Genomic DNA, 11,267 nt, shown 5'->3' on the forward strand with positions numbered 1-11,267 from the left:
CCCATGGTCGTGGCTCGACTTCCCGCGCCGCGACCGGGTAAGAGGGAGTGATAGCGCGATATAAGCGTGGCGCCACGCCCGCAACCGAAAGCCTCCACCCGATGCCCGAAACGATTTTCGTCCTCAACGGCCCCAATCTCAACCTGCTGGGCACCCGCGAGCCCGAAATCTACGGCGCGGACACGCTCGATGACATCGCCGGGCAGCTCGAGGATCGCGCGCGCGAACTGGGGTTCGCCATCGACTTGCGGCAATCCAATCACGAAGGCCATCTGGTCGACTGGATCCACGAGGCGCAGGCGCTGCCCGCCAAGGCGGTGATCCTCAACGCCGCTGCCTTCACGCATACGTCGGTCGCGGTGCTGGATGCGATCAAGGCGGTGCGCACGCCGGTGATCGAGGTGCACCTTTCCAACCCGCACGCGCGCGAAGCCTTTCGCCACGTCAGCCGTATCTCGCCTGCCGTAAAGGGCACGATCAGCGGGTTCGGCGCGTTATCGTATCTGCTGGCGCTTGAAGCGGCGGCACGACTCTGACAGGACGCACCCTCGAAAAACAGGGAGCATAGGGGACATATGCCCGAAGATACCACTGCAGACGCCATGCGGATCGATGTCGATCTGGTGCGTCAGCTCGCACAATTGCTCGACGACACGTCGCTGACCGAAATCGAGGTCGAGGACGGCGGGCGCAAGATTCGCATCGCGCGCAAGGCCGCGGCTGCTGCCGCGCCGGCGCCGATGCAGTATGCGCCAGCGCCGTCGCTGGCCGTGCCGAACAGCGCGCCATCGGCGGAAATCGTCGCGCCGCCGCCGTCGGCGCTCAACGCGGTCAAGTCACCGATGGTCGGTACCGCCTATCTGTCACCCAACCCCGAGGCAAAGCCGTTCGTCAGCGTCGGCGACACGGTTGCGGCGGGGGATACGCTGCTGATCGTCGAGGCGATGAAGGTGATGAACCCGATCCTCGCGCCGAGCGCAGGCCGTGTCTCGGCGGTGCTGGTAACGAGCGGGCAGCCGGTTGAGTTCGACCAGCCGCTGGTGGTCGTCGAATAATCATGGCCGACATCAAGAAGCTGTTGATCGCCAACCGCGGCGAGATCGCGCTCCGCATCCACCGCGCCTGCCACGAAATGGGCATCCAGACGGTCGCGGTCCATTCGACCGCGGATGCGGACGCGATGCACGTGCGGCTCGCCGACCAGGCGATCTGCATCGGCCCGCCGTCGGCGACCGAAAGCTATCTCAACATCCCGAACATCATCTCGGCGGCCGAGATCTCGGGCGCGGATGCGATCCACCCGGGCTATGGCTTCCTGAGCGAAAACGCCAAGTTCGCCGAGATCGTCGAAGCGCACGACATCATCTTCGTCGGGCCAAAGCCCGAGCATATCCGCACGATGGGCGACAAGATCGAGGCCAAGCGCACCGCAGGCGCGCTCGGCCTTCCGCTGGTGCCCGGTTCAGCCGGGCCGATCAGCGATCTGGCGGAAGCCAAGGAGATCGCGGCGGCAGCTGGCTATCCCGTCATCATCAAGGCGGCATCGGGCGGCGGTGGTCGCGGGATGAAGGTCTGCACCTCCGAGGATCAGCTCGAGACGCTGATGCAGCAGGCCGGCAGCGAGGCGAAGGCCGCGTTCGGCGATGCGACGGTCTATCTCGAAAAGTACCTCGGCAACCCGCGCCACATCGAATTCCAGGTGTTCGGCGACGGCGAGGGCAATGCGATTCACCTGGGCGAGCGCGACTGCTCGCTCCAGCGCCGCCACCAGAAAGTGCTCGAAGAGGCCCCCTCGCCCGTGCTCGGCGAAGAGGATCGCGCACGGATGGGCGGGATCTGCGCCAAGGCGATGGCCGACATGGGCTATCGCGGTGCGGGGACGATCGAATTCCTGTGGGAAAACGGGGAGTTCTATTTCATCGAAATGAACACCCGGCTCCAGGTCGAGCATCCCGTGACCGAGGCGATCACCGGGCTTGATCTGGTGCGCGAACAGATCCGCATCGCCGAGGGCCACGGCCTGACGCTGCGGCAGGAAGACGTCCAGTTCCGCGGTCATGCGATCGAATGCCGGATCAACGCCGAGGACCCGCGCACCTTCGCGCCGTCGCCTGGGCTGATCAAGCAGTTCCACGCACCGGGGGGCATGAACGTCCGCGTCGATAGCGGGCTGTATGCGGGATACCGCGTGCCGCCTTATTACGATTCGATGATCGCCAAGCTGATCGTCTACGGCACGACGCGTGCGGGCGCGATCCGCCGGTTGCGGCGGGCGCTTGAGGAGTTCGTGATCGACGGGCCGACGACGACGATCCCTCTCCATCAGGCGCTGATCGAGGATCCCGAGTTCCAGGCGGGTGACTATACGATCAAGTGGCTCGAGGAATGGCTCGCGCGCGAGCCAACCTGACCTGTTCTCCGGCGAAGGCCGGAGTCCAGGGTTACGGTCGCTGCGTTCTGTAATTCTGGATTCCCGCCTTCGCGGGAAAACATTGGCGATAGCGTCACCCGGCCTCGCGCCGAGGCCCACCGTCGAGCGTCATCACCCTTTTGCGGAAGCGAACCGCGGTAGATCCGTGGCCAAGCCCGGGATCACGGCGCGAGGGTGCGACGGCGCATCCCCACACACCCACGCACCAACGCTTGCCAGCGCAGAAGAAACCGGCAACCTTCCCCCGAAACCGCCCGCCCACAGGGCGGACAGGAAGGGGGGGAACGCATGGGCTGGCGCATTCTCGGCTATATCCTGCTCGCCCTGCTCGCGCTGCTGGTCATCGCGTTCCTTTATTTCCGCACCCCCGATACCGACCCCGTCGCCATGCGCGCCAAATACGGTGCGGCGCCGTCGCAGTTCGTCGACCTCGGTAACGGCCTGACAGTCCATCTGCGCGACACCGGCCCGCGCGACGCCCCCGCGATGATCCTCGTTCACGGGTCGAACGCGTCGCTGCATACGTGGGAGCCATGGGCGCAGCGGCTGGGTACGCGCTTTCGCATCATCCGGATGGACCTGCCGGGCCACGGCCTGACCGGCGCCAGCCCGACGCGCGATTACTCCACCGCCGCCTATGTCGACGTGGTCGACCGCATTCGTGCAAGGCTCGGCGTCGACCATGTCGTGCTGGCGGGCAATTCGATGGGCGGCGGGGTCGCGTGGGCCTATGCGCTCGCCCACCCCGATCATGTCCGCGCGCTGGTGCTGATCGACTCGGTTGGCCAGCCCGAACCGGGCAATGGCAAGCCGCCGCTCGCCTTTCGCATCGCGCGCCTGCCTGTGCTGCGCGAGATTGCCGCCGTCGTCACCCCGCGCAGCCTGATCGCCGGCAGCCTGCCCGGCGTGTTCCACGACCCGCGGCTGGCGGACGCCGCGATGATCGACCGCTATTGGGAATTGCTGCGCTATCCCGGCAATCGCCTGGCGACGATCGATCGCTTTGCGGGTCCGCCGGTGGTTGCGACGGCCGCGCAGCTCCATCGCCTGACGATGCCGGTCCTCCTTCTGTGGGGCGCCGACGACACGCTGATCCCGGTCTCGTCCGCAACGTGGCTGCACGCGCACATCCCGGGAAGCCGCCTGATTGTCTATCCCCACACCGGCCATCTGGTTATGGAGGAAGCGGCCGACCGAAGTGCGAACGATGTCCTGCATTTCCTCTCGGCGCCAAGGGGATAGCGACATGGCAGTGCTGGACGACCTGAAGACCCTCACGCCCTCCCAGCGCAGTGCGATCTGGGCGAGCTATCTCGGCTGGACGCTCGATGCGTTCGATTTCTTCCTGATGGTCTTCATGGTCAGCGCGATCGCGCATGAGTTCGGCACCGACGTGAAGACCGTGACCGAGGCGATCTTCTTTACCCTCGTTGCGCGGCCGTTCGGCGCGTTTTTCTTCGGGCTGCTCGCGGACCGGTTCGGGCGGCGACCGGTGCTGATGATCGTCATCCTGCTGTTTTCCGTCTTCTCGATCGCGTCCGGCTTCGCACCGTCGCTGTTCGCGCTGTTCGTCATCCGCGCGGCATTCGGCTTCGCGATGGGCGGCGAATGGGGCATCGGCGCAAGCCTCGTGATGGAATCGATCCCGCCCAAGCTGCGAGGCCCCGTCTCGGGGCTGCTCCAGTCGGGCTATCCGTCGGGCTATTTCATCGCCAGCCTCGTCTATTTCCTGCTGTTCGACCTGATCGGGTGGCGCGGCATGTTCATGGTCGGCGTCGCGCCGGCGATCCTCGTCTTCCTCATCCGGATGCACGTCGAGGAAAGCCCGGTGTTCGCGGAACGCGCCAAGAAGGCGCGCAGCAACCCCTTCGCCGAGCTCGCCCGGCATTGGAAAATGGCGCTCTATCTCGTTGTGTTGATGACCGCTTTCAACTTTCTCAGCCATGGCACGCAGGATCTCTACCCGACCTTCCTGCGCGAGCAGCACAAGTTCGACACGCATACGATCGGACTGCTCGCCGCGGTGATGAACATCGGCGCGATCATCGGCGGGATCGGGTTCGGGATCTGGTCGGAACGGATCGGGCGCAAGCGCGCGATCATCGTCGCCGCGGTACTGGCGCTACCGGTCATCCCCTTGTGGGCGTTCACGGCGACGCCACTGTTGCTCGGGCTCGGCGCGTTCCTTATGCAGATCGCGGTGCAGGGCGCTTGGGGCGTCGTGCCGGTCCACCTCAACGAACTGTCGCCCGCCGCGGTGCGCTGCATGTTCCCGGGGTTCGCCTATCAACTCGGCAACCTCATCGCCTCGCGCAACGGCCCGCTCCAGGCGGGGATCGCACAGGCGAACCACGGCAATTACGGGCTGGCGATGGCGCTGGTCGCAGGGGTCACGGTCGTCGTGCTGATCGGCTGGACCGCCTTCGGTCCGGAGCGCCGCGATGTCGATTTCGTCGCGGAGGCGAAGTCCGAGGCGCTCGCGTGACACATCCGGGGTGACGCGACCGGATCGGGCCGCTAAAGCCCCGGAGCATGAGCCAGATCACGCCGGAAGTCGTCGCCCAGCACGGGCTGTCCCCTGAAGAATATGAGCGCGTGCTGCACGCGCTGGGTCGCGAGCCCAATCTGACCGAGCTCGGCATCTTTTCGGTGATGTGGTCCGAGCATTGCTCGTACAAATCCTCGCGTATCCATCTCAAGAAGCTCCCGACCACCGGCCCGCAGGTGATCTGCGGCCCCGGCGAGAATGCCGGCGTCGTCGATATCGGCGACGGCCAGGCGGCGATCTTCAAGATGGAGAGCCACAACCACCCCTCCTACATCGAACCCTATCAGGGGGCCGCGACCGGCGTCGGCGGGATCCTGCGCGACGTCTTCACGATGGGTGCGCGCCCGGTCGCCAACCTCAACGCGCTGCGTTTCGGGCGGCCCGATCATCCCAAGATGCGTCACCTGATCTCGGGCGTGGTCCACGGGATCGGCGGCTACGGCAATTGCGTCGGGGTGCCCACGGTCGGCGGCGAGGTTAACTTCCACCCCGCCTATGACGGCAACATCCTCGTCAACGCGATGACGGTCGGCGTCGCCGAGACCGACAAGATCTTCTATTCGGCCGCCTCCGGGATCGGCAATTCGATCGTCTATGTCGGCTCCAAGACCGGCCGCGACGGGATCCACGGCGCGACGATGGCGTCCGCCGATTTCGGCGAGGATTCGGAATCGAAGCGCCCTACCGTCCAGGTCGGCGATCCCTTCACCGAGAAGCTGCTGATCGAGGCGTGCCTCGAGCTGATGGCGTCCGACGCGATCGTCGCGATCCAGGACATGGGCGCGGCTGGCCTCACCTCCTCCGCGGTCGAGATGGCGTCGAAGGGCGGGGTCGGGATCGAGCTCAACATGAATGCGGTGCCGCAGCGCGAAACCGGCATGACGCCCTATGAGATGATGCTGAGCGAAAGCCAGGAGCGGATGCTCATGGTGCTCAAGCCCGGCCGCGAGGATTTCGCCGAAGCGATTTTCCGCAAGTGGGAGCTCGATTTCGCGGTCATCGGCCAGGTGACCGACACCGGCCACATGGTGCTGAAATTCAACGGCGAAACGGTGTGCGACATCCCGCTCGCCCCGCTCGCCGACGAGGCACCTTTGTACGACCGTCCGGCTGCGACGAAGGAAGAGTATCAGGCCTGGGCCAAGGTCGCGCCGCTCGGCGAGATCCCGCAGACGCCGAACGTCGCCGCCGACTTGCTGACGCTGATGGCCTCCCCCGACGTCGCCTCGCGCCGCTGGATCTGGGAGCAATATGACACGCAGGTCGGCGCGGACACGATCCAACGCCCGGGTGGCGACGCCGCGGTCGTCCGCGTCCACGGCACGCAGAAGGGGCTCGCGATGAGCACCGATTGCACCCCGCGCTATTGCTATGCCGACCCCTATGAAGGCGGCAAGCAGGCGATTGCAGAGTGTTATCGCAACCTCTCCGCGGTAGGTGCGACCCCGCTTGCTGTCACCAACTGCCTCAACTTCGCCAACCCGCAGCGCCCCGAAATCATGGCGCAGTTCGTCGGCTGTCTCGACGGCATGGGCGACGCCTGCCGCGCGCTCGACTTCCCGATCGTGTCGGGCAACGTCTCGCTCTATAACGAAAGCAAGGCGACCGGTGGCGGATCGGCGATCCTGCCGACACCGGCGATCGGCGCGATCGGGTTGCTTGCCGATTGGTCCAAGTCCGCGACGATCGCGTTCAAGGGCACTGGCGACGTGATCGTGCTGATCGGCGAACGCTCGGGGCATCTCGGCCAGTCGCTGTGGTTGCGCGAAGTCCATGGCCGTGAGGAAGGCGCCCCGCCCCCGGTCGATCTTGAAGCCGAGCGCCGCAACAGCGAGTTCGTCCGCGCGCATATCGCGACCGGCGCGCTGACCGCGGTGCATGACGTGTCCGACGGCGGGATCGCGGTGACGATCGCCGAGATGGCGCTCGCGGGGAATGTCGGCGCGATGATGCACGCGCCGCTGCCGTGCGGCGTGGCGTGCGCGTTGTTCGGCGAAGATCAGGGGCTGTACGTCGCAACCGTCGCGGATCACTTGCTGCTCGAGACGCTGATGGCGGCGGATGCGGCGGGTGTCGAGATCGAGCGGATCGGGCGGACGATCGCCAACCGGCTGATCTTCGAGCTTCCCGACGACGATCATGTCGTCACGCTGGACGCGTTGCGGGCAGCGCACGAGGGGTTCTTCCCCAAGCTGATGGGGGACGTCGCGCCGGTCGAGAACTAAGGGGGGGGCGCATCCCGGCCCTCCACCCCGCCTACTTCCCCGGCGAAGGCCGGGGCCCAGAAGGGATGGTCGAGGTAACGAAGCGCATCCGGCAGCAACGCCTGCGTCACTCTTGGGCCCCGGCCTTCGCCGGGGAAGTCGACGGTGGTGGAGGTGGCGCGCTATTTCCGGCCCATGCACCCTGCCTACTTCCCCGGCGAAGGCCGGGGCCCAGTAGCGAAGGTCAAGGTAACGGAGTGCAGGCGGCAGCAACGCCTGTGTGGCTACTGGCCCCCGGCCTTCGCCGGGGAAGTGAAAGGTGGTGGAAGCGCCTGAAAGAGGGTCCAGCCCCCCTTACTCGACGTCCTTCCACGCCCCCCAGAAATCCAGCATCTTCGGCGTCAGCCAGCCGTACGTGAAGTTCAGCATATAAAGCCCCCACAACACGGTCGCCACGATCGTGACGCGCAAGGCAATCCGCCCCGCGCGAAACTCATGCGGCGCGCTGTCGGCCTGGCCCGGCACGCGCTCTACGCCTGCCTCGTCCGCCGTCTTGACCCCGAACGGCAGGACGAAGAACACCGAAAACGCCCAGAACAGGAAGTAGATCGCCAGCGCCGAAGTCCACCGCATGTCGTTCTCCTTCCCATCCCAGCGCCTGAAGTCAGGCCTCGATCAACAACACATCGACGATCGGCTTCTTGCCGGTCCAGCGCGTCGCGACCTTGCGGGTCGCCAGACGGATCTGCTCGCGCATCTTGTCGCGGTCACGCCCGCCCTGCTTGACCGCCGCGATCACCGCGCCAATCGTCTCGTCGAGGAACGGCTCGCGGTCTTCCTCGACCGGAATGCCCTGGATACGGACCTGCGGCTGGCCGATCATCCCGCGCTGCCCGACCGCAACCGCGACCGAAATCTGCCCGAACAGGCCGAGCTTGCGGCGCTCGTTGATCGTCGAGCCATCGCCCGGCAGGATCACGTCGCCATCGAGCACGAGACGACCCACAGCGGCATTGCCGATCTTGGTCGGGTTGCCCGGCGCGAGGCGGATGATGTCGCCGTTGGTCTGCACCACCGCGCGCGGGACACCCTCGGACAAGGCAAAGCGCGCCTGCTCCATCAGATGGCGCATTTCGCCATGCACCGGCATCAGCACCTCGGGCTTCATCCACTTGTACATCTGGAGCAGCTCGGGGCGACCCGGATGGCCCGACACGTGCACATGCGCCTGACGGTCGGTGATCATGATCACGCCCTTGGCCGCGAGCTGGTTCTGAATCCGCCCGATCGCGACTTCATTGCCCGGGATCTGCTTCGACGAGAAGACCACCGTATCGCCCTGATCGAGCGAGATCGGATGCTGGCCGTTCGCCACACGCGCGAGCGCCGCGCGGTCCTCGCCCTGCCCGCCGGTCGCGATGACCAGCACCTTGTCGCGCGGCAGACGCATCGCGGCTTCGGCATCGATCGTGTCCGGGAAGTCCTTCAGATACCCCGTCGCACGCGCGACCTTGAGGATGCGGTCGAGCGACCGCCCCTGGACCGACAATTTCCGCCCGGTCTCGATCGCGACCTTGCCCAGCGTATGCAGACGCGCCGCGTTGGATGCGAACGACGTCACCAGCACACGACCCTTGGCCTTGCCGATCACGTCCATCAGGCCCGCCAGCACGTCGCTCTCGGAGCCCGACGCGTCGTTGTTGAACACGTTGGTCGAATCGCACACCAGCGCGAGCACGCCGTCCTTGCCGATCGCCGCGAGCTGGTCGGGGGTGGCGGGGCTGCCGATGACCGGCCGCGCATCGAGCTTCCAGTCACCGGTGTGGAAGATACGGCCGTACGGCGTATCGATCAGCAGTGCGCTCGCTTCTGGGATCGAATGCGACATCGGCACGAAGGTGATGCCGAACGGCCCGAGGTCGAACGGCGCGTCGGGCTGGATCACGCGGAGCTTGACGCGGCTGGCGTTGCCTTCTTCCTCGAGCTTGCCGCGGATCAGGCCGGCGGTAAACGGCGTCGCATACAGCGGCACGCCGAGGTCCTCGGCGAGATAGGGCAGCGCGCCGATATGATCTTCATGACCATGCGTCAGCACGATCCCGATCAGATCGTCGAGGCGTTCCTCGATGAATTGCAGGTCGGGCAGGATCACGTCGATGCCCGGATATTGCGGATCGGCGAAGGTGATGCCGCAATCGACCATCAGCCACTTGCCGTTGCAGCCGTACAGATTGACGTTCATGCCAATCTCGCCCGACCCACCGAGGGCCAGGAACAAGAGTTCTTTCTTTGGGGTAGTCACTAAGTCTTTGTTCTTTCAAATAAACGCCGCCAGCTTTGCCAGCGGCGCAGGGAGGGTGCGCTGGTGAGGCGCGATGAATATCGTAGAGATCGGGGAAGCGGGGCACCGGGGTCGGCGCACGCACGCATGGACTCTAGGCCTGCATATGGGCGCGTTCCCACAAAATCGCCAGCCCCTGAATGGTGAGATCGGGTTCGATCGCGTCGAAAGCGTCGGTATGCTGCTCGAACAGCACCGCCAGCCCGCCGGTCGCGACGACCGTGCACGGGCGACCGACTTCCGCCTTCATCCGCGCGACCAGCCCCTCGATCATCGCGACATAGCCCCAGTAGATGCCGATGTGCATTTGCGTGACCGTATCGCGCCCGATGACACTGGTGTCGCTGGGCGCCTCGATCGCGATCCGCGGCAGCTTGGCGGCGGCGGTGACGAGCGCGTCGAGCGACAGGTTGATGCCGGGCGCGATGATCCCGCCCTTATACGCCCCGGTATAATCCACGACGTCGAACGTCGCGGCGGTGCCGAAGTCGATCACGATCAGGTCGCCCGAATGCCGCGCATGTGCCGCGATCATCGTGACGGCGCGGTCCGCACCGACGCTCTTGGGCTCGAGCACGTCGAGGTGCATGCCCCATTCGACCGGGGCCTGGCCGGCGATCAAAGGCTCGCTGTCGAAATATTTGCGCGCGAGCGTCTGGAGGTTGTGGAGTGCGCGCGGGACGACGGTCGCGATGATGACACCCGTCACCTGCTTGCGGTCATAGCCTTCGAGATTGAGCAACTGGCTGAGCCACACCGCATATTCGTCCGCCGTACGGCGCGGATCGGTGGCGATGCGCCAGCGTGCCTTGATCGTGGTGCCTTCGAGCAAGGCGAAGACGATGTTGGTGTTCCCGGCGTCGATGGCGAGCAGCATGGCTGGAAAGAAGCCCTTCAGAGGAGGAACACGTCGCCCGCGTGAATGACACGCGCGGTGCCATCCGCCAAGCGCAGGATGAGCGCGCCGTCACTGTCGAGCCCGTTGAACAGGCCATCGGTCGCACTGCCATCAGGCAGCCGCGCGGTCAGCGCGGTGCCGATCGGGTGCGCGCGCTCCAGCCAGCGGGTGCGGACGGGAGCGAGGCCCTGCCCGCGCCAGATGCTCAGCCAGCGGGCGAAGGTGTCGGCGAGCGTTTCGGCGAAGTCCGCCGGATCGGGGGTTGCGCCGTGGGCAGCGAGGCTGGTGGCGCGGCGGTCGGTGTCGGTGGGGTAGTGTGCGAGGTTGACGCCGATCCCGACGACGATCGCATCACCGGTGCGTTCGAGCAGGATGCCGGAAATTTTAGCGCCATCGATGAGGAGGTCGTTGGGCCATTTCAGGACCACGCCTTCCCTATTGCCGCTTCCGCTTCCCCTCTCGCTTCCGCTTCCCCGGCGAAGGCCGGGGCCCAAGAGCGGAACGTTGGAAGATCGATCGCTTCGGTCCGTTACCTCGGCCTGCGCGACTGGGCCCCGGCCTTCGCCGGGGAAGGGTACAGGTGATGGAAGATAGGCCCGGACCACCTCTTCCAGCGCAACCGCAGCCACCAGCGCAAGCGTAGCAGCAGCAGGATCCCCGCCCCGCACCCGCACAACGCTAGACCCGTAGAAATTCCCGACTGGCGAAACCCAGAGCCGCCCCTGCCGCCCGCGCCCGCCAGTTTGCCGCTCGGCGCGCAGCCAGATCCCCTCGGGGATCTCGCTGCGCGCCAGCGCGAGCATGTCGGCATTGGTAGACCCCGTCTCCGCGACGGTACGAACCCG

At 66.0% G+C, this 11,267-nt stretch carries 10 protein-coding genes; 6 read left to right on the forward strand and 4 right to left on the reverse strand.

Features of this window, described 5'->3' with window-relative positions:
* Positions 1-101: 101 nt before the first annotated feature.
* The 6 genes from aroQ to purL all read left to right on the forward strand — a co-directional run bounded on the left by aroQ (position 102) and on the right by purL (position 7,204).
* Positions 102-536: a type II 3-dehydroquinate dehydratase gene (gene aroQ, locus L8K25_RS11915; protein WP_242139118.1), complete on the forward strand. Its 435-nt coding sequence runs from the start codon at positions 102-104 to the stop codon at positions 534-536.
* A 39-nt stretch (positions 537-575) separates the two neighbouring features.
* Positions 576-1,055, forward strand: coding sequence for an acetyl-CoA carboxylase biotin carboxyl carrier protein (gene accB / locus L8K25_RS11920; RefSeq protein ID WP_242139119.1), 480 nt, complete (start codon positions 576-578; stop codon positions 1,053-1,055).
* A 2-nt stretch (positions 1,056-1,057) separates the two neighbouring features.
* Positions 1,058-2,410: an acetyl-CoA carboxylase biotin carboxylase subunit gene (gene accC / locus L8K25_RS11925; protein ID WP_242139120.1), complete on the forward strand. Its 1,353-nt coding sequence runs from the start codon at positions 1,058-1,060 to the stop codon at positions 2,408-2,410.
* A gap of 309 nt (positions 2,411-2,719) precedes the next feature.
* Positions 2,720-3,673, forward strand: a complete 954-nt coding sequence (locus L8K25_RS11930) for an alpha/beta hydrolase (RefSeq protein WP_242139121.1) — start codon at positions 2,720-2,722, stop codon at positions 3,671-3,673.
* 4 nt (positions 3,674-3,677) lie between these two features.
* Positions 3,678-4,916, forward strand: a complete 1,239-nt coding sequence (locus L8K25_RS11935; RefSeq protein ID WP_242139122.1) for an MFS transporter — start codon at positions 3,678-3,680, stop codon at positions 4,914-4,916.
* Between the two features lie 47 nt (positions 4,917-4,963).
* Positions 4,964-7,204, forward strand: a complete 2,241-nt coding sequence (gene purL / locus L8K25_RS11940) for a phosphoribosylformylglycinamidine synthase subunit PurL (RefSeq protein WP_242139123.1) — start codon at positions 4,964-4,966, stop codon at positions 7,202-7,204.
* Between the two features lie 333 nt (positions 7,205-7,537).
* On the opposite strand, the gene L8K25_RS11945 is transcribed toward purL, so the two are convergent.
* The 4 genes from L8K25_RS11945 to L8K25_RS11960 all read right to left on the reverse strand — a co-directional run bounded on the left by L8K25_RS11945 (position 7,538) and on the right by L8K25_RS11960 (position 11,225).
* Complete coding sequence (locus tag L8K25_RS11945; RefSeq protein ID WP_131528475.1) at positions 7,538-7,816, reverse strand: DUF1467 family protein; 279 nt, start codon at positions 7,814-7,816, stop codon at positions 7,538-7,540.
* Positions 7,817-7,847: 31 nt separating this feature from the next.
* A complete protein-coding gene (locus tag L8K25_RS11950; protein WP_242139280.1) occupies positions 7,848-9,425 on the reverse strand; it encodes a ribonuclease J in 1,578 nt (525 codons plus the stop codon).
* 193 nt (positions 9,426-9,618) lie between these two features.
* Entirely contained in the window at positions 9,619-10,401 is a 783-nt protein-coding gene (locus tag L8K25_RS11955; RefSeq protein ID WP_242139124.1) for a type III pantothenate kinase, read from the reverse strand.
* 17 nt (positions 10,402-10,418) lie between these two features.
* Positions 10,419-11,225: a biotin--[acetyl-CoA-carboxylase] ligase gene (locus tag L8K25_RS11960; protein WP_242139125.1), complete on the reverse strand. Its 807-nt coding sequence runs from the start codon at positions 11,223-11,225 to the stop codon at positions 10,419-10,421.
* Positions 11,226-11,267: the final 42 nt, after the last annotated feature.

It is taken from the genome of Sphingomonas sp. TREG-RG-20F-R18-01 (assembly GCF_022662475.1).
Classification (GTDB): Bacteria; Pseudomonadota; Alphaproteobacteria; order Sphingomonadales; family Sphingomonadaceae; genus Sphingomonas.